Source organism: Rivularia sp. PCC 7116, assembly GCF_000316665.1.
GTDB lineage: Bacteria > Cyanobacteriota > Cyanobacteriia > Cyanobacteriales > Nostocaceae > Rivularia.
Genome location: NC_019678.1, coordinates 2054006 through 2078603, shown reverse-complemented (window position 1 = coordinate 2078603; position 24598 = coordinate 2054006). Strand labels below are relative to the sequence as shown.

The 24598-nt window shown below is 37.9% G+C and carries 17 protein-coding genes; 5 read left to right on the top strand and 12 right to left on the bottom strand.

The features are described 5' to 3' along the window. Positions 1-178: 178 nt before the first annotated feature. The 10 genes from RIV7116_RS08025 to scyB all read right to left on the bottom strand — a co-directional run bounded on the left by RIV7116_RS08025 (position 179) and on the right by scyB (position 11653). Positions 179-2110, bottom strand: a complete 1932-nt coding sequence (locus RIV7116_RS08025; protein WP_015117788.1) for a thioredoxin reductase — start codon at positions 2108-2110, stop codon at positions 179-181. A gap of 159 nt (positions 2111-2269) precedes the next feature. Further along, positions 2270-3004 carry a class I SAM-dependent methyltransferase gene (locus RIV7116_RS08020; RefSeq protein WP_015117787.1) on the bottom strand — a complete coding sequence of 245 codons (735 nt, stop codon included), beginning with the start codon at positions 3002-3004 and terminating at the stop codon, positions 2270-2272. A gap of 116 nt (positions 3005-3120) precedes the next feature. Beyond that, the gene (locus RIV7116_RS08015) at positions 3121-4080 is read right to left on the bottom strand and encodes a PotD/PotF family extracellular solute-binding protein (protein ID WP_015117786.1); all 960 of its coding nucleotides are present in this window, start codon (positions 4078-4080) and stop codon (positions 3121-3123) included. 4 nt (positions 4081-4084) lie between these two features. Next, a complete protein-coding gene (locus RIV7116_RS08010) occupies positions 4085-4588 on the bottom strand; it encodes a 3-isopropylmalate dehydratase small subunit (protein WP_015117785.1) in 504 nt (167 codons plus the stop codon). Then, positions 4588-5895 (bottom strand): aconitase/3-isopropylmalate dehydratase large subunit family protein, encoded by a 1308-nt coding sequence (locus tag RIV7116_RS08005; RefSeq protein WP_015117784.1) that lies wholly within the window; start codon positions 5893-5895, stop codon positions 4588-4590. Before RIV7116_RS08005 ends, RIV7116_RS08010 begins: the two co-directional genes overlap by 1 nt. Next, the gene (locus RIV7116_RS08000) at positions 5837-7099 is read right to left on the bottom strand and encodes a LeuA family protein (protein WP_083894050.1); all 1263 of its coding nucleotides are present in this window, start codon (positions 7097-7099) and stop codon (positions 5837-5839) included. The genes RIV7116_RS08005 and RIV7116_RS08000 overlap by 59 nt, the downstream gene beginning before the upstream one ends. Beyond that, on the bottom strand, positions 7038-8498 hold the full coding sequence (locus RIV7116_RS07995) for an acyl-CoA reductase (protein ID WP_015117782.1): 1461 nt from the start codon (positions 8496-8498) through the stop codon (positions 7038-7040). The genes RIV7116_RS08000 and RIV7116_RS07995 overlap by 62 nt, the downstream gene beginning before the upstream one ends. A 15-nt stretch (positions 8499-8513) precedes the next feature. Further along, positions 8514-9581 (bottom strand): acyl-protein synthetase, encoded by a 1068-nt coding sequence (locus tag RIV7116_RS07990; protein WP_015117781.1) that lies wholly within the window; start codon positions 9579-9581, stop codon positions 8514-8516. Positions 9582-10021: 440 nt separating this feature from the next. Continuing rightward, a complete protein-coding gene (locus RIV7116_RS07980; RefSeq protein ID WP_044290815.1) occupies positions 10022-10342 on the bottom strand; it encodes a hypothetical protein in 321 nt (106 codons plus the stop codon). Between the two features lie 162 nt (positions 10343-10504). Further along, a complete protein-coding gene (gene scyB / locus RIV7116_RS07975; protein ID WP_015117780.1) occupies positions 10505-11653 on the bottom strand; it encodes a tryptophan dehydrogenase ScyB in 1149 nt (382 codons plus the stop codon). A 1024-nt stretch (positions 11654-12677) separates the two neighbouring features. On the opposite strand from scyB, the gene RIV7116_RS07970 reads away from it, so the two are divergent. After that, on the top strand, positions 12678-13556 hold the full coding sequence (locus tag RIV7116_RS07970) for a hypothetical protein (RefSeq protein ID WP_015117778.1): 879 nt from the start codon (positions 12678-12680) through the stop codon (positions 13554-13556). Between the two features lie 192 nt (positions 13557-13748). Then, on the top strand, positions 13749-14177 hold the full coding sequence (locus tag RIV7116_RS07965; protein WP_015117777.1) for a hypothetical protein: 429 nt from the start codon (positions 13749-13751) through the stop codon (positions 14175-14177). A gap of 499 nt (positions 14178-14676) precedes the next feature. On the opposite strand, the gene RIV7116_RS07960 is transcribed toward RIV7116_RS07965, so the two are convergent. Both RIV7116_RS07960 and RIV7116_RS35725 read right to left on the bottom strand, forming a co-directional pair. After that, the gene (locus tag RIV7116_RS07960) at positions 14677-18192 is read right to left on the bottom strand and encodes an NB-ARC domain-containing protein (protein WP_015117776.1); all 3516 of its coding nucleotides are present in this window, start codon (positions 18190-18192) and stop codon (positions 14677-14679) included. 770 nt (positions 18193-18962) lie between these two features. After that, positions 18963-19115, bottom strand: a complete 153-nt coding sequence (locus RIV7116_RS35725) for a hypothetical protein (protein ID WP_015117775.1) — start codon at positions 19113-19115, stop codon at positions 18963-18965. A 1464-nt stretch (positions 19116-20579) separates the two neighbouring features. Between RIV7116_RS35725 and RIV7116_RS07945 the strand changes: the two genes are divergently transcribed. The 3 genes from RIV7116_RS07945 to RIV7116_RS07935 all read left to right on the top strand — a co-directional run bounded on the left by RIV7116_RS07945 (position 20580) and on the right by RIV7116_RS07935 (position 24586). Beyond that, on the top strand, positions 20580-21083 hold the full coding sequence (locus tag RIV7116_RS07945) for a hypothetical protein (RefSeq protein ID WP_015117774.1): 504 nt from the start codon (positions 20580-20582) through the stop codon (positions 21081-21083). Positions 21084-21134: 51 nt separating this feature from the next. Next, entirely contained in the window at positions 21135-22415 is a 1281-nt protein-coding gene (locus RIV7116_RS07940; protein WP_015117773.1) for an MFS transporter, read from the top strand. Between the two features lie 470 nt (positions 22416-22885). Beyond that, positions 22886-24586: a fatty acyl-AMP ligase gene (locus tag RIV7116_RS07935; protein ID WP_015117772.1), complete on the top strand. Its 1701-nt coding sequence runs from the start codon at positions 22886-22888 to the stop codon at positions 24584-24586. Positions 24587-24598 lie beyond the last annotated feature (12 nt).

Below are 24598 nucleotides of genomic sequence, written 5' to 3'. Positions count from 1 at the left end.
TAGGTGTTTTAAACCTTAGACTCCATTTAGTCGCTCAGAGATTTCGGATCGGATAGATATGGAAGCTATTACATTTTCATATATGGTAGTGTTCGCGTAGCAAAGGCTATGGGATAAGTTTTACATTCAGAAAGACTACCTTATAAAAATGAGATGCTCCCATATCAATTCTTAACCTCTAATCGCAGAGATATGGTAAATCATACTCCACAGGTTCCCACAAAGATTTAATTACGTGAATACGTTTAGAATCAAGCTCAGACTTAATATACTTAGAATAATCACCATCGCTTGACTCAATTAGAGACGAAACTAACTTTACTGCAGTGAAAGTGTCATTATCAAACGAATCATCGATATTATCCTCAACCGCAGTCGCAACCCGATCTCTCACCTTACAGGCTTCACTCACCATGGAATCCCATTCTTCATCCACACTCTCATCAACGGATATATTTTTGACTCGACGATAAGCATTGATGTAATCATCAAGAAATGCTCTGTATTCCTCTTTATATCTCATATCATTGAATAAGAAGTGTTTAGATTTATGGAGCCATTCGGCAAGGTTCTCTGTTTTAATGTATCCAGCATTGAGAAATAGGACAAAGATTGAGATATAGTTGTCATAATCCCTATTCACTTTCTCAATTAATTCCTCGATTCCATCAATGGCATATTCTCCTTTAAGGCGATACTTATAGGCATTATTAGGAAAAGCGTAGTAGAAAATCAAATCTTTTAGAGACTTACACTCACTAAGCTTGTGGTCAATTCCAATCAACCTTGCAATGTCTTCCGTGTAAAAACCGTATAAGATTGTGTGGTCGGTCTTAAAAGGTTCGCTATTACCATAGTAGTACTGATTGTAAGCTGTAATACGCTCGCTCAAGTTGTGATGTATATGGCTATGAAATTTAGGCTGAGTTAGAAGTTTATGGATAAACAAACTTTGCATTTCAGTAATATTTGCCAGACCACCAGTCAATGGGCGAGTATATCCAAGCAGATAAATATTGTTTAGATTTTGAGGAATAACACCCATAAAGTTATCTCTATACAGATACTCATAAGGAGTTACTCCATCAATCAGAATTTCTGGGAGCCTAGGTTTTTCAGCATCGCCTTTAATATATTGATCGAATCTTCTTTCTATACCTGCATAAGTAACGCTCTTGTTCTCAAAATCAATGGGTGTATCAGGTGGAACAAGTATAACCTTCCCAGTATGTAACCACATTGCGATATCATTCAATAAATATCCCTTAGAAATAGATCCTTCTAAGTCAGCGCCAAAATTCCGACAATATTCATCAATTGGCCAATATTTGATCCAAACTAACCCATGACCAGGAGACGAATTATCCGAATGTCCTTTCTTCCAACTACAATCACGCTTAATTAATGGAAATTGGTTCCATAATAGACTTGGATTTGTAGATTTATTGTTCGTGGGACCCATTATTAGCTCATTATATTTCTCATGAGAAATATATCTGAAATTATGAGCTTCTGTTTGATCTAAGGTAAATCTTTTTCCCCAAATATTATTTTGTTGATCTAATGGCATAAAGCCATTACCTCTGATAATAACTTTGTTATTGTTAGGTATTAGTTTAGCTAGGATTAAGTTAGCGGAATCCCCCATCCCCCCTAAAACAAATGTCTTGTTTGATACATTAAAGTCAAAATCATTTAGAAATGAGTTCATCTGACGACCAAAGCCTGTCGCAATAACTACAGATTTAGCTTCAAGTATTCGTCCAGAAGATGTGGTAATTAAACTATGGTCTTTGAAGTTATCTATTTTGACAACAAAATCTCTTATTATTCTGTCTTCATAGACAGCACGCCATCGTTTGTGCATTTCATAAAATTGCTTTCCTGTAGGATAGTAATCCTTTTCATAATTTTTAACTAAATCAAACGAATAAAAGCTTGTTTGGTAGCTAGATACTAGGTTGAAATCTAAGTTTCCGCTTTTATCCAATTTGTCCCATACACTATCATTATCTGCGCTGATTATCTGATAGTCGGTCTTAGTACGCTCCAATTCACGAACTAAGGGAATTGCGCTAAATCCAAAACCAATGATACATACTTCAATCATTTTCTGTTCTCCATTTAGATCAAGTTAGTAAATCAAAAAGTTTTATGGAAGTCTTACAAAGTGGATATTGCTACGAAATGACCAAATCGCACAAATTCTGTAATAGCTATTCTTTAGGAAAATTACATCACACTTTAGCTACCACCTGTAGAATGACAGTTATTTATGCCTGATTACTGCATAAAAACCTGTCAATGTCAATTCACGCTTTCTTACTTCTCCATCAGGAGAAGTAAGAACACTTCCTCTCAATAACTGTTCTCCTGAGGACAGCACTTCAAAGTTAGGGAAAAGTTGTACGATATCTTCCAATCCGATAGAACCAGGTTTTAGTCCATGTTTCATTACCTGCGACACTTCATTAGTATCGGAAAGTGAAAAAAGCCGATCGTCTGAGTTAGCACTTAGCTCAATCAGGTATAAAAGACCTTTCTCACCTAAGAGTATTTCTAAAGAGCGGATAAAGTCGGACCGCTTTTGGGAGGGAATATGATGCAATCCTGCCCTCATATAAATGTTGGCATCTCCAATCTCTGAGTGGAGTTCAACTGCTCGCTCCGTCTTACAACCATCGAGTACGCGGTACTCAATATTCGAGGCATTATTCTGTGTCTGCGCCATTGCTATAGCACTTTTAGAAACATCAATTCCAATCACTAAAGGAAAATGATCCGCAAGAAAACGAGTTTGAGTACCATGTCCACAGGCGAAGTCAATTATAGGTAGTCCGAGATCCATCAAGTCTTTGAAATGAGCTAAGTCTAAAGCCGCCGCTTTTTCTGGCTTGCATTCCCACAGAACTGCCGTAGATCCATTCGAGGTTTGATTCCAGTAATTTTCCCATCCTAATGAAGGGTCAATATTTGGTTTGTTTTTTTCACTAAATTTTTTCATGATAGACAAAGCCTATGATATTGGATTAGTAATTTTATTTGAGTAGCGAGATAAATGCGGTAAAAATAATTCACAAGTGAAGAATTGGAATTTTAAGCCTTAGTTTAGCTATACAATTAAGCTGATAATAAGACCAATTGAGAAAATTTCTTTTCCCATTCGAGACTATGATGCAGTTCTACTGCCTTAGGCAAACGCAAAAGTTTATCCATAGCCTCTGGAGCCGATGGCAATAAAGGATGATCGACGAGCAACTCAGGCGTTTGTGCTGACAAATGCATCGGAATAGCACCTAAAGCCTTGCACCACTGGGTTTGTACATTAGGGGTTAGAGCAAATTGAATTAATAACTCGGCCGCTTCAACTTGAGCCTTTTCTGTGCCTTTAGGTATAAAAAAACCATCCTCTGTCACGCAAGTACCTTCTTTGGGAATCATCCAACTTACAGGTAAGCCTGCTTGTTCAAATGCTAAGGCATTGGTTAAGGCTCTAAAAGCCAGTAGGATTTTTTCTTGTTCAAACAATTTTTCCATGCCAATGCTGTAATCCAAAGAACCCAACTGCGGCACCAGTTGTTCCAAAAAACGCCAGCACGGTGTCATGTTATCTGGCATTTCCTCTAAGCATCCACCAGCAATGACTTGGGCAATCGGGAAAAAACCATTCCCTCCTGGGTAAAATGCAATTTTTCCACAGTATTCTGGTTTAAGTAGATCTTGCCAACTATCAAAAGATGACACGCGCTTATGATTGTAAACTAACACATAAGGTATGGAATAAGTATGTACAATCCCATCTAAAACGCCCAAAATTCTTGAAGATAAAGCGGCACAGACATCTTTTATTTGAGGAGAACAAGGGAGAACCTGTCCAAGACTCGCTGCTTTATGGGCTGCAATCGTATTACACCAAACCAAATCTACCTGTGGCAAAGGATCGGGCAAGCTCAGTCCCACATGAGGAAAAATCTCTACCTCGATGCCAAAGCGTGCTGTAAGCGGTTCAGCGACACACCGCCAAAAGGCACTTCCCCAACCACCCTGCCAGCTAAGGACTTTTAATCGCGAGTTTCTCATATTTTTACTTATTTGATTGTGGCAAAGTCGCTAAAAGCCCACCTTTCACCCAAATATTACGAATGAAATCATTCACCGGCTTGCACTGAATTTCAGTTCGATCTGGCAGTAAAATACGCCCAGCCAAAGCATCTACTTGTAAAGTCATGCCAGTGTTAATGCGTGAGAAGTCATTGGGGTTTTTAAACATCAAACAGGGCAAGCCCATATTAGTACAATTACGAAAAAAAATACGAGCAAAATCAACGGCAATAATCGCACCAACTTTATTCAAGCACAAACTTCTAACGGAGGTTTCACGGCTGGAACCACAACCAAAGTTGATACCGCCGACTATCACATCCATCGGCTGTATGTTGGCTTGAATGTTCGGATCTAAACCATGAAACAAGCCTTTCTTTATCACTTCTGGATCTAGACTGAAAAAGCGCGGTGAGTGAATCACATCTGTATTCAGATTATCCCCAAAACACCAAGCCTGTCCTTTAATCCGATCGAGTATTTTCATCAGAACACCTCAATATTATATAAATCTGGTTTTAAGGCACCGGCCAATGCCGCCTTGGCTACAGTCCGGGCACTAGCCAAATAAGTTTGGCTCTCCCAATGTCCCATACGTCCACGGAAATTACGATTTGAGGTAGAAACACACACATCTTGTGCCCCCAGCACCCCTTTATCAATGCCACCACAAGGGCCACAACTGCTTTGATTAAACACAGCTCCCGAGCGGGTTAAAGTAAGCACATACCCCTTGCTCAAAGCCTCCTGAAACACTTGTTGGGAAGCTGGAATTACCACAAAGCGTATGCGAGGATGAATGGTTTTGCCCTCTAATTCTTGTGCTGCATCCGCAATATCACTTAAACGACCACTGGAACAGGAGCCTAAAAAAGCTGTGGTAATGGGTATAGAATCTAAAGCTTCAATGGGTACTACATTGCTTGGTGACCATGGCTTGGCAACACGAGGTGACAATTGATCCAAATCTATCTCAATATGCTTAAGGTACACTGCATCGGAATCTGGATAAAGCCACGAACTTTTGTCCACTTTTCTATCCCGCAGCTTTAGATATGCCTCTGTAATTTCATCCGGTACAAATATACCAAATTTACCACCACATTCAACTGCCATATTGGCAATCGCAAAGCGATCGTCTTGGTTCAAGCGCGAATGACTTAAATCATGGAACTCCAAGGTGCGGTATTGTGCGCCCTCTTCTCCTAAGCGATGCATCAACTCCAAAATTACATCGCGCCCACTGCATTCAGGAGGAAGACTACCACGAAATACTACTTTGATAGACTCAGGTCTGAGCAACCAGGTGGTGCCAGTGGCTAAGGCGTATAAAATATCTGTTGACCCCATTCCTGTAGCACAAGCTCCTAAACCACCGCCCATGATAGTGTGACTGTCAGCTCCCACAATCAGTGCTCCTGGCTGACATATCGGATGCTCTACTAATAGCTGATGACAAATTCCTTTATCTAGTAGTAGATTCCCAATCTGATGATCCTGGGCAAATTTAATAAATCGATTGGAAATATCTGCACGCTCTGATGTCGCTGGGGGGGAAAAGTGATCGTTGGTAAAAATTACCCGGCTTGGGTCCCATACACTCAGATTTAATTCATCAAATTGCTGAGCCAATAAAGCAATAGTTGCATCATGCCCTAATAGTCCATCAATCCGCACACGTTGATACAGACTGTCTGCTTCGTTGTTGTCAATCGTTTTAGATTCAATAATCTTGTCACTTAAGGTTTTTTTCATCACATAGCCTTTGATATTGGTTTGCCACAAATTCTTCATCCACACCAGCAAGTAAGTATTGAATGGTTGTTTGATAAGTCTTAAACCAAGCTTGATGTTCTGCTTTAGAATCCGACATCCGCTTATGTTTAATCCTTTGCAGAACAGCTTCCGCTATCTCACGCCCAAGGGACTCACCTTTTTGTTCCAAAAAGTGTTGTACTAAAGCTGATGAGCCGCTGTGTTTGCCGATTACATATTCCCGCTTTCGACCAACCCAATCTGCGGGCAAAAATTCATAACTATGATGATTTTTCAACATCGCATCCACGTGTAGCCCAGATTCATGACGAAAAGCATTATGTCCAACTACAGGTTTTAAAGGATGAACCGGAATGCCACTTATAAGGGCTACAAGTAAAGACAAATCCATTAAAGCTTGCGGGTTAATATTATGCGACTTATTCAATAGATGGGTTAATCCCGCTACCACTTCCGCTAAATCGGCATTACCTGCTCGTTCACCAATCCCATTCACCGTAGTAGTTACTGCCTGTGCTCCTCCTTGTACTGCAGCCAAAGTGTTAGCACTGGCCAAACCAAAATCATTATGACAATGAGGTACCCAGGTAACTTCCGAACCACAAGCCTGATGTAATTGCTGAAACAATGCTTGCATACTCTGAGGTTTGGAACAGCCTACAGAATCAGCAATGATTATATGTTCAATCCATTCAGGTAATACCTGTTGCAAACGGTTCACTAGCTCAATCATGTACGTGGGGTCAGCCCGGGTCGCATCCTCGAACACAATGCCGATTTGCATACCTAATTCAGCAGCTTGACAAGCTGCCTGGGTTAGGTTGTCACTTGCAGTTTCCCGACTCCATCCGAGTGTAGTGTTGAGACGCAAATTGCTGGTAGGCATAAACAAAAAAACCTCTTCAGCATGGGCTTTGTCAGCAGAGACAATATCTCGGTGTATCGGTCGTGCTGTAGCTCCTAAAGTGGCAACAAGGTCTTCATGGGCGATAGCCTGTATTATCTCTATTTCCTCAGAACTAGAGGCAGGAAAACCAGCATCTAGCACCGCCACACCAGCTTCGGATAAAGCCCTGGCTAGCGCCAGTTTTTCATCAAAATCAAACCAAATTCCGGGTGACTGTTCACCATCACGTAAAGAACAGTCAATAATATCAATCTTAGTAGATGCTTGTACCATTTTTCTCTCCTGAGATTTGCCAATCCTCATGCATTTCGACATCGCACCAGTGCAAAAGTTCACTCACACATACGCGGCCATCATGACGCCACATCATGCTGGGATCGACCATACGACCTGGTTGGCAAATACGTGTAGCTCCCAACTGTGCTAGTTGTTCTGCTGTAGAAATCAAATTTGCTCCAACTAAACCCAATGCCACATTTTGCAAGTAATCCTGTTGTGCAATAGGTCGTAATTGTGCCATAACAGTAGCCAAATCCGGGACTGAAATCAAACTCAAATAACGTCGATGACCACCCTGGTGACTAGAAATCTGCGACTGAATTGTCAATGTCCAGGCTAGACTATTAGTACTTTGCCACAAGCTCAGCTTGTCTTGCAAAGCCGCTTGCCACTGTAAAGTAGCACGCTTCATTTGTAAAGCAGCAGCATCATTAGGTAATAAATTACCTAATGGTACTTTCTGTTCATAGTCTGCTAATGCCTTAGCAGTTTTTTCGGCCAAACGCTCTGCTAGGGATTCTGGTCCTACTACGCAATATATTTGAGGCGCAATACAAGCTTGCTGATTAAAAACACAAGTATCTCTGGCAATCGCTTTAGCCAATTGTTGCTCGCCAAAATGTTCGATGTATGACTCATCTACTAATCCCAGAGAAAATTTATGTCCATGTTCAAAGTAAGCTTGACCTAGCTGTATTTGTTTACGAATTTTTGCACAGGCTGCATCACTACCATAAGCAATCACTGCGTCGGCCTGAGTCAAAACCTCTGAAAAATAAGATTCTTCATCCCGTCGCCAATAGGTACATACTATAGATTCACCAAATATCGGCTCGACTTCGGCCAAAGTTTTGGCGAAGGCTGCGGCGAAACAAGGTTCTCCCGAAGCGACCTTAGCAATAATGGGGCTTTTAACTAATAAAGACCGCACCATAGATAAGGCGGGTAAACCAGGTACATTTCCGGTAAAAATAGATAAAGTAGTTTTGGGTCCTAATGCTCGAGCATACCCCTTGAGGTGAATATCTTGCCGAAAGCAATCTAAAACCTGCGGATCGACTAGCTCTCTGTACAATACCTTCCATAAATAACCAGGCAAATAATTACGCAGTTCTACATCAAAACTTTCGGCCACCGACTCTGGTGAAAATAAACTAGACTGAGCTACACGCTCAATAGTATCTATTCTCGGTTGAAAATCTGGATCTAACCACTGCTGAGCAACCTGACCAATGGACTCTATAATCTGCTTGATTGATAGTGACTGTAAGCGTTCGCGTGCCGCCTGTAAACCGACCCCCACATCAGCCCAACATCCAGCTTTTGGACGCGTGCAAATCCAAGCTTCTCCATCCTTATCATTAGAATACAACTGTAAATTTTCTATTTGAACTGACTTTAACCAAGATGGTAAATAAGAAATTTCGTTGTGCATTGTTTAAACTCCCCATTAATGGGATGACATAACTTCAAGATTTAAGGAGCAGCCGCGAACCTCTCCTTGCTGTGCCCGTCCTACAATTGCAACTCCTTCTGTTGTCTGAATGGCTAAATCCCCAGTTAAAACAGAATAAGGTCGATCAAGTACGCACAAATCAGCTATCTCTAACAACCCTAACCCTTCCGAGATAGGCTCCATTGTCAAACTATTTCGCACTAACGGTACAACAGTAGCACTACCGGCTTTAGGGCGTTCCCCAAGAGGACCTAAGCTGCAAGTAGAGGTGTCATACAATTGACTCGCTAATTCCGTCATGCCAAAAATATTTATACAAAGTTCAGGTGTAATTCCAAATACATCTTGAGCTAACTGATAGAGCATAGGTACAGCTACCTCGCGAGAGCGTCCTTTAAACCCGCCTGCATCTACCATACGTGAACCTAAAGGCAATTGAAACTTGATTTTTTCTTGTTGCAAAGCATCCATAACATTCACACAAGCAAAAGAACCACCAATCAAGATCACAGGACGTTCTTCTGCTTGTGCTTGAGCAAGTAATTTCACAAATAAGTCATTATCAAATCCTCTTTCTGTAACTACGGATTGACTTAACTGTGCTGCTCCAAAGGTGCGAGCAATTAGCTCCATCCCATAGGCCATAATCATTTCGGGTGCTGCCTGTTGGCTGGGCAAGAGTCGAATAATAGCTGGTTTTTCTAAGTCTTTAATCAAATATTTTTTAGCTGCTTGCATCACTGCTGCTTCCATTAAGGCTAAGCCACGGGCAGAATAATAACAACGCCCTGGCTTTGCTCCAGAAGTGCCGCTAGTACAAAATACCTTTACCGGGGGGGCATCTGGGAAATAATAAGGAGATTCACCCTTAAATACTTTATCCGGTACCCCGAAACCTTTTTGGGTTTTATGCCAATAACGAGTTAAACTCGGACAGTTCGATTGACCTAAAGTTTCAAGACGAGAGCGAACATCCGCCATTTTCTTTCGATCTTCATGCTCTAACAGATATCGGATATCTTCATCAAGTTTGGCTACAAACGGATCGTTGTAGGAAATCATGCCCAAACCTCACACTTAATTAATTGCATTTTTATCTTCAACTGTAAGAAAGTCATTGTGAAAAAACAAAGTATGTAAAGTCTTTTAAGTTGTCTACCACGTTTTTTAGTTTTTAGTTTTACTTTATCAAGTAGAGGAAATATCCGTTCTCTCTCACTGCCGTTAGCTAGGGTTGTAGAATTAGCTAACAGCATTCCATTTCCTTCAGTTAGTATATGAATAAAAATGCCTTTACCGTTACTTAAAAAATCGACATTTGTACCCAAATCTGGATAAAACTACTCATTATCACCCGACCTTAACGGCTAGTTCCGGATTACAGCTAGGATTCTCACCTAGTTCCTTAACACTGCTCTCATATGGATTACAGACCTCATAAAGTCGTCCAGTTCGGGGTTTCGTCCACCCATTCCTTGATGAGTAATTGCTAAGATGCGCTGTCAATACCTGTTGATTATAAAACTCATGACGGCGTACCGAATTGAGTTTCTTCTTGAGTATGAAGCCCAGACGTGTCTCCTGCGAGCCATCACAGCCGGGAGAGCAAACTGAGAAGGTACAGACTCACTTAGCCCCATTGCTCTACGAGCTATAACTAAGCCTGCGGCGGTGTCGGAACTCATGCCATACAATGCCATAAACTTTGTCAATCCAATCAATGAGGAGTAAGCAGGATTAACCTTGATTAATTGAATACCACAATTGTTGCATTGCCTTTGAATTAAATCATTGAATTTAGAATCGGCAAAGTGATTAAGCATTCTTGCATAACGACGATTTTCCTCCCTTATGCGTTTCTTCTTTGCAGAGAATGAAAGGTTTTCAATCACTATCGGACAACAATATAATTGTGCTAAATCCAATAATTATCATGTTGCTTCCATTTTCTGTTTGAATTATTGGGAACACCCTTAATCTTATTTCTACGAGAGTAATAAACTAGGCATATGTAGAGCCTTATTAAAGTTTTTAGCTTTCATAATGCGTTCCTCGGCAAGAAGCTTAGCAGCCTCATGTGTATTTATTTCCTCTTCTTCAGATATCTTAAAAATATCAAGGAGAGTGTTGTAAATATTATTAACTTGTTTTAGGATATGCTCTTCATCAGTGTCAATCATCTCATTATAAACATTAATTAATCCTCCAGCGTTTATCACATAGTCTGGACAATAAAGTATTCCTTTTGATTCAAGCAGCTTGCTATGTATTTGTTCATCTTCAAGCTGATTATTGGCAGCACCTGCGATAATGGGAGCTTTAATAAGAGGAATAGTTGAACTATTAAGAATCCCTCCTAAAGCACAAGGGGCGAAAACATTGACGTTAAGAGAATAAATCTCATCTGAGTTGACAACAATTGCCCCATATAAATCTTTAACTTCTTCTGCTCTTTCCTTAATTGTATCAGTTACAAATAGTTTTACTCCATGCTCATGCAATTGTTGACAGAGATTTTTTCCTATATTGCCAACTCCTTGAATTGCAACAGATAGCCCATTAAGGTTTTCTTTATGTAAACGAAACTTGACAGCAGCCTTAATTCCTAGAACAACTCCCATAGCAGTCATAGGAACTGGCCCTCCACATTTTTCTGATACACCTACAACATGCTTAGTTTCTTGACGAATTACTCGAACATCTTCAGTAGATATATTTACATCTTGACCTGTAATAAAACGTCCCTCTAAACTCTCGACAAAACGTCCATATGCTCTAAGCATTCTCTCTGATTTCTGTTCGGGTTTAGCAATAATTACTGCTTTTGCACCACCAACAGGAATATTAGCGCAAGCAGCTTTATAGGTCATGCCACGACTAAGACGAAGAACGTCTTTTAAAGCATGTTCCTGGTTTGTATAAGGCCATAAACGTGTTGCACCCATGCTTTGTCCCGCTCCTAAACCTTTGTCATGAATTGCAATCATTGCAATCAGATTCGCCTCTTTATCATGGCAAAAGAAAACATCCTCGTGACCCATTTCTTTGGCGGCTTGATTCATACGATCAATAAAATCATCATAGGCAACACCAAAAAGTAAATTTTTATCCGATGCACTCTTAATATTTGACATTTTACTTATACCTCTTGATAACGATGGGTTAAGAAAGTGTATAGCAAGATAATATTGCTCTCGAAATAGTCTTAATACTATGAAATAAAGGTGATATTCATTTGATGAAGCAAATTGTTCTAGCTTCTTATTCTACTCCTCCACTCCTTACAATAATAAAGTGAATAATCTGATTAATCTAATTAATAATTATTCAGATTGGGTTCAGAAAGTTCGTGTTTCTTTTTGGAAGAGAAGTTTGTTGCCTTTGAAATTAATTCATTTCAGCACAAGCGTTATTGAGAGTCGCGCAAAAGCAATTTTATGTTTTTAGGATTACAGCAGTATCTAGTAATCAATTTATTGCTGAAACTGTCAATTTGCTCCAGAAGAGACTTAATTGATAACTTTGATAAAAGTGTTACCGTATTTAGCTTGCCAATTCAAAATGGTTTTTACCAGTGGCAATCGAGCATTTAACAGGGAACTTAAGCAATATAGCGATGCACCACACGGTAGAGAACAGGGCGAACACATCTTGTTATTAAGGAGGCTGCATTCTCAACTAGACTTACAATAGTACCATTCAGGCATACTAATTGAGTTATATTTTGAACCATATATTTATAAGTAGACAAAAGACTCTCAACGGTAAACCTTGTTTTGTCGTTTGATACATATCTAAGTTGTTTAGTCAATAGCCTATGTTCTAAATTTAGATGCATTTGCCCTGCTCCCAAATGGGTTCTATATATACTGAATCACGATTGCCTAAAGAGAAAATCTTTTGATTTATTGAAATTATAAATTTAACAAATACTCGATCGGAATTTTATTAAAAAAGCGGCTCTTTCTAACTATTAGTAATATTCTCAAAGCTAAAATACGATTTTTCATTCTTAACTTCCAGATTAAATCCCTTATCTTCAGTTGTCTGAAATTACTATTTATTTTAATTTGCTATCAAGACGAGTTGGAGGAAGAAGAATTTTTTGACAAATGACTTTATCTTATTTCGTAGCCATTATAAATTAGGAAACGAATCATGCGTAATGACTTTTTAACTGAAACTTCATCAGCCAGTTTTGCGGCTAATGAAGCTCCAGTAAAGAAGGCTAACCGGATTTGGGTGCATCAGCCCGGTTCGGCAGAAAGCGGAACTGGCTTTGCCATCAAACAAAACGCTGGTGTAGATAGCATAGCTGAAACTCGGAAGCTTTTAGATAGGGCGATCGCACTTGGTTTACAAACTGCGAAGCCGAACGACAGACCACCTGTTTTTACCCCCGCACAATGGGTATGGCAACTGGCAGGCGCTTACAATTTAACTCACTCTTACCCGCCATTGATGGAGGAAGCTGCTCAACGTTTTAAAAAGATGAGCCGTCAAAATTTATCCCAGTGGGCGACAAATAAAGCCAGAGAGGAACTAGGGCACGATAAACTTGCTCTGCTCGACATCCAGTCAATGGGATACAATGCTAAGGCTGTAGTAGAAAAACTCATTCCTCCTAGTACAGCGATCTTGGTGAATTATTCTACTCAAAGTTTGCAGGCTCCTAATCCAATCAGTATTATTGGCTATACTTACACAATGGAACGTATAGCCACAGGTATTCAAGACAAGCACATTCATTCGGTTGAAACTCACCTGTCACCAGGTATTCATGCTACTCGGTGTTTGCGCGCACACAGTAGTCTCGGTGCTGATGTAAAACATGTGGAGGAAACAGTAGAGTTGATTGCGGAGCTTGTGCCTGAAGAGCGCCTCCGCATTGCGATAGCCTGTTATGAAACTTCATCGTTGTACTTCAGATCAACTGGGGAAGATTACATTTCAGAGGAAGAACTGCAAAATGTGTTAAAACCATTAGAGTCAAATACACATCTACAATCCCAAGATGAGATCTACTCATTAACATGATAATCTAGGAAGTAAGAATAGTTTTTCCAAAGCCTTTAACCTTACTATCGAAGATTATCAGGGGAATAATCCTTTGAGCATATTACAAAAGCATTTCTTGACAATCTGTAATACTTAATAATTGGCAACTTTTGAAATCTTCAACCTACCCAATATATCTAGTATTTTGCATCTGTGCAAGAAATCTAATATATGCTGCACGCCAAAAATTTCCAAGTTCATTTGCTACCAATAATTTCACCATTAACAATAATTATGTTAAACAACAAATTGCATTTTTACATTACAACTACTCTGTTGGCAAACATCTTAATTGCTGCTGCATCTTTGTCACCAACATATGCAAAGTCAGGAGAGACTATAAAGAATCATACGAAAGTTGAATCCACCCAGTTCAATCAAGGCGAAGTCAATTCATGTCCTTTTACCTCGAATTCCCAAGATTTAACTAATGCCACGAATACAGATATCAGTCAGGAAGCTTTGATTGAGTATTTCAGTAGTAGACCTAATGGAAATGAGATCGAGGTTTCAAATAATAGTGAAGTTGATTTAGACAGTATTTTAGGTAATGAGTTTGACCAAAAAGGGATTTTGCTAATAAGCAGGTGTTGCCTATAAAGTAAGTATCTTATCTAATCAAAATCAAGGGCTGAAGAGAGGTTTATCCTAAATATAGCTAATAATGGTTGAGTCCATTACATTTTTAACCCGCTCCTGTCATAGCGGGACAGCCCTCTCCTTAATAGACATCTGCGGGAAATTAAGTTTTAGTCCAGTATTTACAAGGGTTTCAAGTTAATTATTGGAGAGACCTAATAAGGAGAGGGAACGAGGGTAAGTATAATTCGTAATTCGTAATTAATTCCCCATAAATGGAATTTAGGGGCTTTAACAGAGTATAGTCCACGGATGAATCCGAAGAGAAGTTCGTTGGCGGGGTTCCCCCGCTTAAAGAAACTTCGGGGGCTTTAAACCGAAAAAATACTTGGTAAGGCCAGATTTGTATTACACTTAAATGAAAACCGCTATAGAACACTCATTTAAATTAAAGAATTTTGTAGGGTGCGTTATAGTTACGATACTTTACTAACGCACTATTCTCATGCGATAAGGTTATTCAATCAACTCCTCCTAACGTTTTCAGCATAGCAATAGTCGATTTAGTTAAACCTGTAATTCTGCTAATATTCATACGGTCGTAAGGTTTCTTTGCTTTCATTGTTTTAAAGCAATCACCTGTTCTTATATCCCATAGCCGAATTGTCTCATCTTCACTACTGCTAACTAGAGTTTGACTCTTAGGATTAAAAGCGATTGACCAAACCCTACCTGTATGTCCCTGCAAGCTTTTAAGGTATTGTCCCGTATTAACATCCCATAACTCAACCGTAAAATCTTGGTTGCAACCTGCTAGTATCTGGTTATCTGGACTAAAAGTAATTAACTGCAACCAAGCTGTGTTGACTTGTAAAACTTTGAGACATTCATTAGCCTTAATACTCCACAATCTTATTGTCCCATCAGGACTAGTACTTGCCAGTAGCTTACCATCAGGACTAAAGGCAACTGACCAAACCCAAGCCCTATGACCTAGCAATGTTTTTTTGCATTGACCAGAACTAATATCCCATAACTTTATCGTCTGGTCATAACTCCCACTAGCTAATGTTTGACCGTCGGGACTAAAGGCAATTGACCAAACTGCTGCACGATGTCCTTGGAGAATTTTCAATACTTGACCAGTTTTAATATCCCACAACCTTATCGTTTGATCTTCGCTGCTGCTAGCGAGTGTTTGACCGTCAGGACTAAAGGCAACTGAGCAGACTAAAGCACGATGTCCCTGAAAAACTTTCAGGAAGTTACGATTCGCTACATCCCACAACCTTATCGTTCGATCTTCACTGCTGCTTGCGAGCGTTTGACCGTCAGGACTAAAGGCAACTGACCAAATAGCTGCACAATGCCCCTGAAAAGTTTGTAGGCTTTGACTTGTGCTGACATCCCATAACCTCACCGAAGAGTCCTGACTGCCACTTGCTAAGGTCTGCCCATCAGGACTAAAGGCAACTGAAAATACCTGATTAGTATACCCTCGTAAGGTTCTCAAGCATTGATTTTTGCCAACACTCCATAGCTTTGCCGTCTGATCGTAACTGCCACTTACTAGTAAATTGCCTTGTCGATTAAAAGCAATCGAATATACTGAGCTTGAATGTCCCTGCAAGGTTTTGAGACATTCACCAGTACTGATATCCCATAATTTAATTGTCTGGTCATGACTACCACTAGCTAAGAGATCGCCTTGAGGACTAATATCAACTGAATATATTTCATTGAAATGTCCCTGCAAGGTTTTAAGGCATTCACCAGTATTGATATCCCATAACTTCACCGTGCGATCTTCACTGCTACTTGCAAGTATCCGATCGTTTGAGCAGATCGCAATTGCCCGTATCCCATCTTGGTGTCCCTGCAAGGTTTTGAGGCATTCACCAGTACTGATATCCCATAATTTCACCGTTTGGTCATCACTACCACTTGCTATCATCTGCCCATTTGAACTAAAAGCAACTGAATGTACCCAACTTGCGTGTCCTTGAAATGTTTTAAGGCATTCACCAGTACTGATACTCCATAGCTTAACAGTCTGGTCATCACTAGCACTTGATATTGAGCTACCATCAGGACTAAAGGCGACTGACCAAACCTCATTATCATGTCCTGCTAAAGTTTGCAAGCATTGACCTGTTTCAACATCCCATAGCTTCAGCGTGTAATCACCACTACCACTGGCAAGAATTCTACCATCAGGACTAAAGGCAAGTGATATAACCCAGCTAGTATGCCCACGACAAAGAATAACTTGTCTGCCGTTCACAACCTCTCGCAAGTAAATGTTACCCTTGGTGTCACCAAAAGCCCAAAGTTTAGCATCAGGACTAAAGGCTACTGATATAACCCCACCAAATGTTTCGGCAAACACAGACTTAGCTAAATTAGCATTTTTAAAATTCACATCATGTAGTTTCACATTCCGCAAATCTGCTTGCCAAACAGTCAAATAAGAAAAGTCATAGCCGGTTAAATCTATCTGTAGTTGATTAAGCAAATTGATAATATTTCCAGCCGTATACCCTACTTCTAACTGAGATTCTTCTCGTAACTGTGCTAAAATTTGGCATAGCTGATTTACTATGTTTCTTTTGCTTCTTAAAACTGCGAACAACCCATCAATAACTGGTTCAACGATGATGCGAATTTGGCTTTCTTTTACGTAGTCTTTTGCAGTCGCCTTCATTAAAGCATAGCACCTGAAAAAGTCGATATTTCCAGTTTCAATCTCTTCACAAACCTGCTCTACTAATCGATGAATCATATACTCCATGACTACAGGTTGTAATGTGAAACTAGCTGCGCTTTTCTCAATTAACATACGTCTGGTAAGAGATTCGAGCGCTTCCAATAATTTTTGTGGTGATACTGCTGTTACGATATCTTCTCTTAATTCTGATAGCGAAACTGGCTCACGATTGATCGCCAACCAGTACATTATATCTTTTTCTAAACATGACAAGCGTGAAAACTGCTGCTCTAAAAGCTCGCGAATGTTACCAAAAACAACTATATTTTGTTTGAAAAATTCAGATATATTACCATCAAAGACATCTTGAATAGTCGTAGCAACTATCTTCAAGGCTAATGGATTACCTACATAGCGCTCAATTATCTTTATACATTCACCGTCTGTTTCACTTAACCCCTTGACCTTAAATATTTCTCGCCCTTCTACTGTCTTTAAACCATTTAATGATAAGGAGCGAACTGGTAGAAATTTTCCTTTTAGGGATGCCACTTCTTTGGGCTTTTCCCGACTAGTTAACATCAAGCAGCTTTGGTGAACTGTTTCTCCCACTCGTCTTATAAGTTCACCATACCCCTCATATCCCTCTCGATAAAGTCCCGCTCGACTACCACTACGCAAAACCGACTCCATATTATCCAGTACGAGCAAACAGCGATGCTGCCGCAGATAATTAATCAGTTGCGATACTCTATCACGTAGGCTTTCTGGTAAGTCAACTTCTGTTATCTGCTCATCAGACAAAAACTGGATCAGGTTATTCAAGACTGCTTCAACGGGTGGAGCTTCTTGTAGCGATCGCCAAATAACATACTCAAAATTTTCTTTAATCTGTTCTATAAACTTGACAGATAAAGCAGTTTTACCGATACCTCCTATTCCCAAGATTGCCACCATTCGGCAACGCTCATCAAGAATCCATTGCTCTAAAATAGAAAGTTCTTCTGTGCGTCCAAAAAAAATAGATGCACAAGTAGCTTCTCCGAAATCGATACGAGTATTAGAGCTTAAATAGTCAATTTTTTCTATTTGTGACTTAAAACATTCAAAAAGCTCTTCAATACTCTTTCTATCAACTCCTCCTTCACGATTTAATATTTTAGAAATTGTACCAGTATACAAACTACAGCGTTCACTTATTTCTTCTAAGGTGTACCTATCTCCAAAGTTTTCATCTGCTTCCAACTTAAGCTTAGCCTGTTGAAGTTTTTGTAACCCTTTCGGCGTAAGTATGACACCGCGTTTGCGTTTCAATTTTTGTGAACTCATTTCTCTTTATTCTCTCCATAAAAAAACAATTTCTATCGTTCTTAAATTTATATTTATAGCCAAATTAAATAAGCTTTTTAAAGACGATTAAAAACATTTTTTTGTCAGACAAACTTAAAATAAGAGTAGTTAGTAGCCAGATTAAGAGTAGAGCTAATTACCTAAGATTGACGTCTCCTGCTTTGCAATAAATTTTTTGTACATATTCTTATAGACATTTAATATCTATTACAAGTACAATTCTAAACATTTTTAGTGGAAGTTATCATAAATATTGTAAATAATAATTTATGAAGTGAATAAGAAATCCGAATAGTAAAATTGTTGACAAATAAACCAATATTTTTTGTAACTTATTAATAGAACCAAAGCTAAACATAACCGTTCAGGGGTTGATGATTGATTAAAGTGTGATGTATTTCAATGGTAGAAAAAGTTTTGAAGGCAACTGCAAAGCGAAAAAATTGATATTACACCGGATAAATAGAGGGATATTAACGATTAATTTAAGCAGCATTTATTACTTGCTCTTGTGCTATTTTTACTTCGGGAAACAAAGAAGGAGTAGGTGTACTCAGGGCGATCGCACCCAAAAAGGGTTTTTGTACGTTAAGGAACAAGACAAATTACTAAAAGCACTATCAGGCAAGGCTTTTAGCCCAAAACTCTGTTTAATTTTTCTACCGCTTTCAGACATTAAACAGTTTTTGATTCAATTTTCTTGATGCTTGATGCCCTTCTTATCTGGGGTTTACAAATCACAAGGGCTATTACAAATATAAATTGCGACTGCGGACAAGAGCATCCGCTAATCCTTTCAAACCAGCTTCTGTGGTGAAGTAGGTCATACGATCGCAAGCAACATCTAAAATTCTGAGCTGAGATATGCGATTATCGTTATCGTGAGTGATATTAGCGACCATATCAGATATCCTCCAATCAAATTGAACTCGGTTTTACTTTTTGCGTATATGGAAATCCAATGCCGAATGCCTGTTGATTTAGCTTACTCGGCAAAGAAAATAATATTTGTACTCTTCTATTAATTATGTGGGTAGTACTTTTTGGGATTTATGCACTTATGGGAAAATTTTTATTCACTATTTTTTTCTCCTGTTAATTTAACAACGCTTAATAACTATGTAATACGTACTTTTATTGATAGGTATGGAGAAGTATTTCTTGTTATATAGCATATATACTATGTTATGAATAGCACTAAGCCGTATCAAGAAGAAACTTAAAATAGTTGCAACGAATTAATTTTAATAATAGCTCTACTCTTGATATCTCTATCTCATAAAAGTCATCCCCTGACTCATATAAAAGCTCATATAGAACCCCGGAAGGTATCTTTACATTTTCCGGTATAATAATCCAAAATAACCTTAATTATCATTGACTCACAAGCAGTAAAAAATACTTGTAACGCCAGTGTAGAATCAAAGGAATTTTGCTTTTACAAAGCTACAAACGGGATTCAAAGGCATTTATCAGTGGATACTTTAGGGTTTCCTTTTTTTACTCACGCAACCATTGCTTCAGTGTCGGACGATATTGGTTTAATTGAAATGCTCTCAGATAATATTGATTATTTCAAATCTAATACCATTTCTTTATAAAGATGCGCCGAATTTAGCCCGTGTAGACGGGCTTTGTTTAGGTAGCCCCACTCTTATAGAGTGAGGGCAATTGAGCGCAGCCTCATACAGAATTGGTATAAACCCGTCAATATTCCCAAAATTACTATCCTTCTTGACAATGAATATCACCCCGAAAATTAGAGGTAGAGTGAAAAAAAAATTATCCGTACTATAATGACTAAGATTAGATTTAAGTTGTTACCTAAACCTTCAAAAGCTCAAAAAGAAAAAGAAGGAATCCGAGGCTTTCTTCCGGTCAAAGCAATGTGGCTCATAGAAAGAACGCGCCTCTTGGATGGAGAGATGTAAAAGCTTGGTTAAAAATTTTGAAAGAACTCTTGAACACTCTAACGCTAAAGTAAATCTTTGTTTTGTCCGGCTGATGCTTAAAAGATTAGCGACTAGTTAAATAGATCCCTTCCGGGGTTCTATAGATGTTTGTCTATATTTAGACATCAATTTAGCTAATTGTTAAACTTCAAATCTGGATTAATTCGGGTAATCTTCTCTACTTCTTCCCGATTGTTCTGTAAAAAAAACTGTAGCAGTTAAGCAGATTACAAATTTCTAATAATGATAGCAGCAAAAAAAGTAAATAATTGAACAACTTTAATCTGAAAATGTAAGATTCATTCATATTTACAAAATCTAGAAGAATTAAGAATGCAGAATTAACCATTATTTCTAAATTCCTAACCACCATGCTCATTACCACATAACGCCGCCCGGTATACGGAGAAAATTATGGATCGGTTATCAGATTATCCAATGAGTTTACTAGACGTAGAATTTGAGGAACTTTACCAACGCCATTTGTGCCGTCATTCACAATTTGGTATCAACGTTATTCACCTCATAGCATTATTTGGAACTTGGTACTCAGCTTATGGAATTATTTATTGGCTGATTCCATCACCTTGGACAATGGTAGTTTTGGGGGTAAGCTTTTTAGTCATGGTAGTTTCTAACCTTCCAGTTTTGGTATTTGCAACAACAATAATTTTTGTTACCGGGGTTTGTACGCTAGTTTATTACGGATCTTTACCATGGTATTGGTCATACTTCGTTATTTTTTTATTGTCCTACAAAATTCCGCAGTGGAGTCATAAAATCTATAAGATTGAAAATGATATGACAAAGTTCAATCAAAAATACCCTCCTAGTACTTTACTATTTTTTATACTTCTGCTTTACGAAGTTCCAATTATTTTAAACTACCTTGTTTTTCGTTATCAGGATTGGAAGTAGCTTGATAGCGATTCTTTGTCGGTTAGTAATACTCGTTTTTTTCAGAACTATATGAGAAATTTCATTTGTATTTGGTTTGGGCAAGTTATCTCTTTAATTGGTTCTGGTTTAACAAGTTTTGCTCTTGGAGTATGGGTATATCAGTTAACTGGATCGACGATACAATTTTCTCTAATTTATTTATTCATTGAATTACCATACATTTTAGTTGCTCCTTTATCTGGAGTAATTGCAGATAACTGGAATCGTCGCTGGATAATGATTTTAGCTGATATAGCTTCTGGAATCAGCACTTTTCTTGTTGCTATACTGCTATATTATGATGCTTTGAAAATTTGGCATGTTTATTTAGCAATAGCTTTTCACTCGATATCTGAAGGATTTCAAATACCTGCTTATCATTCTATTCCAACTTTACTTGTTAACAAAAAATATTTTGGTCAAGTTAATGGAATGATTCAACTATCACTAGCAGCGGAAAAATTATTATCCCCCGTACTTGCAGGAATACTCTTAGAAGCAATTCAACTAAAAGGAATAATATTAATTGACTTTGCCACTTTTGGTATCGCATTATTAACCTTGTTATTTGTACGTTTCCCTAAGCATCAGTTAAACATTAAAAATAAAATCAGTGAAAACAGACCATGGAAAGAAATTAGCGATGCTTGGAATTATATCTGGAGAAGACCTGGATTATTCAATCTATTAATGTTTTTTGTTATAACTAATTTTACTATTGGCTTAGCTCAAGTTTTAATTACACCAATGGTTTTAGGTTTTACTGATGTACAAACACTAGGAAAAATTTTATCTATCGCTGGTAGCGGTTATTTCTTTGGTGCTATATTGATGACAGCTTGGGGCGGATCAAATAAAAAAATTCAAAGGGTATTTTGTTTTGAAATCTTTCTCGGTATTGGCATTTTGCTGACAGGATTAAGACCATCGCCTATCCTAATTACCGTTTCTGGTTTTTTAGTATTTTTTAGTATTCCTATTATTATGGGTTGTGCCAATGCTATCAGGCAAGTTAAAGTTGCTCCAGAATATCAAGGAAGAGTATTTGCTATTTGGGGAGCTATCGCCTATTCATCTTTTCCTTTAGCTTATGTTATTGCAGGTCCGTTGACAGATTATATTTTTCAGCCTCTACTCCTAGAAGGAGGTTTACTGAGTAATAGTATAGGAACTTTGATTGGAGTAGGAGTTGGGCGTGGTATTGGTTTAATGTTTATTTTAATAGGAATATTAGTGATTTTAGCTACTACTATTGCTTATCAGTATCCTTCAATTAGATTTGTTGAAGATAGACTACCGGATATAAAATAAAGTCTCCAGTTTTTGGAGGTAATTTAATTTGTCTTGAATTGCCGTTTTTTTTTGATGTGGGTAGAACTTTGATAAAAAGTAATGCTATTCAAAATTATTTATATTTAGCAACATTTTGGCTATGGAGATAGTATATCTGATTTGGAAATGTTAAAGATAGTCGGAAATCCAACTGTGGTTAATCCTAATAAAAAATTACAAGTTCTTGCCCAGAAACAAGCTTGGCAAATCAATAATTGGAAATAAATTAGACTTTACCAATCAATTTTTAATTAGAAGAGATTGCAATCAAAACTTATTTTTTAAATTTTCTTTCTGGACAAGCTTTCTGTCAATGCTAACCCTACTGAACTCAAGTTACTTTAAAGGCAGCATAAGCCATTATTTAATTTACATTAGGTGTAAAAATTATGGCTCAACAAAAAGTTTCGTCAAGACTTAATTCAAAATTGGAATTAATTAAATAAATTATGAAACAGTTTAATAATTTAGTAGAGCTTTTAGATTATAGAGCAACTATTGAACCCCAAAAACAGGCTTACACTTTTCTAAGTGATGGTGAAACCAAAGAACTGAATTTAACTTATAGAGATTTAGAATTACAAGCCAAAGCGATTGCGGCTCAATTACAATCGCTAAATTTAACCGGAGAAAGAGCTTTATTACTCTATCCTCCTGGTTTAGATTACATCACTGCTTTTTTTGGTTGTTTATATGCAGGTGTAATTCCTATACCTACTTATCCACCTCGTCCTAATCGTTCGCTATCCCGTTTAGTAGCTATTGTTCGTAATGCTCAAGCAAAAATTGCTTTGACTAGTACTTCAGCTTTTAGTAAAGTAGAGCGCAAATTTACTGAGATACCAGAATTAAAAACATTATACTGTTTCAAAACAGACATAATTAATTGTGACATCGCACAAAAGTGGCAATATCCTGTTATTCACAGTGATAGTCTCGCTTTTCTTCAATATACTTCTGGCTCTACTGGCTCACCTAAAGGAGTTATGGTTAGCCATCAAAATCTTTTACATAATTTAAAAATTATTCATCAAGCATTTGAACATAATAATCAAAGTCAAGGTGTTATCTGGCTACCTCCGTATCACGATATGGGATTAATTGGAGGAATATTAGAACCAATTTACAGTGGTTTTCCTGTCACTTTGATGTCACCATTTAGCTTTGTGCAGAAACCGAGAAGGTGGTTAGAAGCCATATCAAAATATAGGGCAACTACTAGCGGCGGTCCTAATTTTGCTTATGATTTGTGTGTTGATAAAATTACTGCTGAACAAAAAGCTAATCTTGACTTAAGCAGTTGGGAAGTTGCTTTTAATGGTGCAGAAAAAGTAAGAGTCCAAACTTTAGAAAGATTTACTACCGCTTTTGCAGATTGCGGATTTCAAGCTTCTGCTTTCTATCCTTGTTACGGGATGGCTGAAGCTACTTTATTTATTTCCGGCGGTTTTAAAGATAAAGCTCCTAATATTATCAATGTTGATAGTGAAGCTTTAAAAAATAAAAAAATAATTTATAAGACAACAAATAATAATTATTCTGAGAATAAAAAAATATATCAATTAGTTAGTTGTGGTCATAGTTGGTTAGAACAAGAAGTAATTATTGTTGACCCAGAGACTTTACAAGAATGTTCAGAAAATCAAATAGGTGAAATTTGGGTTAGGAGTGCCAGTATCACTCAAGGTTATTGGAATCAATCAGAGCTAACGAAAAAAAATTTTGAAGCTATTTTAAGAGAAAAGGTAGAAAACAAGTTTTTCAGAACTGAAGATTTAGGATTTTTCAGTAACGGAGAATTATATATAACCGGTCGTATGAAAGATTTAATTATTATAAATGGTCGTAATCACTATTCTCAAGATATTGAGTTGACCGTAGAAACAAGTCATACTACTATTATTCCTAATTCTTGTGCAGCTATTAGTGTAGATATAGATGGAGAAGAAAAATTAGCGATTTTAGCAGAAGTAAAGTTTGCTTATAAAGGAGAATCTGAAGAAATTTGCAAAAAAATTCGTACTAATATCGCCACTATTCATGAAATTAAGGTAGATACTATAAAGTTACTTAAAAAAGGTACTATTCCAAAAACTTCTAGCGGTAAAATTCAACGTTTTCTATGTCACCAATTGATAAGCAATTCATAAGTAATTAAATAT

What these genes read in the sequence shown, in the direction of transcription:
- RIV7116_RS08025 (WP_015117788.1), bottom strand. Translation starts at nt 2,110, where the DNA reads ATGATTGAAGTATGTATCATTGGTTTTGGATTTAGCGCAATTCCCTTA.
- RIV7116_RS08020 (WP_015117787.1), bottom strand. Translation starts at nt 3,004, where the DNA reads ATGAAAAAATTTAGTGAAAAAAACAAACCAAATATTGACCCTTCATTA.
- RIV7116_RS08015 (WP_015117786.1), bottom strand. Translation starts at nt 4,080, where the DNA reads ATGAGAAACTCGCGATTAAAAGTCCTTAGCTGGCAGGGTGGTTGGGGA.
- RIV7116_RS08010 (WP_015117785.1), bottom strand. Translation starts at nt 4,588, where the DNA reads ATGAAAATACTCGATCGGATTAAAGGACAGGCTTGGTGTTTTGGGGAT.
- RIV7116_RS08005 (WP_015117784.1), bottom strand. Translation starts at nt 5,895, where the DNA reads ATGAAGAATTTGTGGCAAACCAATATCAAAGGCTATGTGATGAAAAAA.
- RIV7116_RS08000 (WP_083894050.1), bottom strand. Translation starts at nt 7,099, where the DNA reads ATGTCGAAATGCATGAGGATTGGCAAATCTCAGGAGAGAAAAATGGTA.
- RIV7116_RS07995 (WP_015117782.1), bottom strand. Translation starts at nt 8,498, where the DNA reads ATGCACAACGAAATTTCTTATTTACCATCTTGGTTAAAGTCAGTTCAA.
- RIV7116_RS07990 (WP_015117781.1), bottom strand. Translation starts at nt 9,581, where the DNA reads ATGATTTCCTACAACGATCCGTTTGTAGCCAAACTTGATGAAGATATC.
- RIV7116_RS07980 (WP_044290815.1), bottom strand. Translation starts at nt 10,342, where the DNA reads ATGCTTAATCACTTTGCCGATTCTAAATTCAATGATTTAATTCAAAGG.
- scyB (WP_015117780.1), bottom strand. Translation starts at nt 11,653, where the DNA reads ATGTCAAATATTAAGAGTGCATCGGATAAAAATTTACTTTTTGGTGTT.
- RIV7116_RS07970 (WP_015117778.1), top strand. Translation starts at nt 12,678, where the DNA reads ATGCGTAATGACTTTTTAACTGAAACTTCATCAGCCAGTTTTGCGGCT.
- RIV7116_RS07965 (WP_015117777.1), top strand. Translation starts at nt 13,749, where the DNA reads ATGCTGCACGCCAAAAATTTCCAAGTTCATTTGCTACCAATAATTTCA.
- RIV7116_RS07960 (WP_015117776.1), bottom strand. Translation starts at nt 18,192, where the DNA reads ATGAGTTCACAAAAATTGAAACGCAAACGCGGTGTCATACTTACGCCG.
- RIV7116_RS35725 (WP_015117775.1), bottom strand. Translation starts at nt 19,115, where the DNA reads ATGGTCGCTAATATCACTCACGATAACGATAATCGCATATCTCAGCTC.
- RIV7116_RS07945 (WP_015117774.1), top strand. Translation starts at nt 20,580, where the DNA reads ATGGATCGGTTATCAGATTATCCAATGAGTTTACTAGACGTAGAATTT.
- RIV7116_RS07940 (WP_015117773.1), top strand. Translation starts at nt 21,135, where the DNA reads ATGAGAAATTTCATTTGTATTTGGTTTGGGCAAGTTATCTCTTTAATT.
- RIV7116_RS07935 (WP_015117772.1), top strand. Translation starts at nt 22,886, where the DNA reads ATGAAACAGTTTAATAATTTAGTAGAGCTTTTAGATTATAGAGCAACT.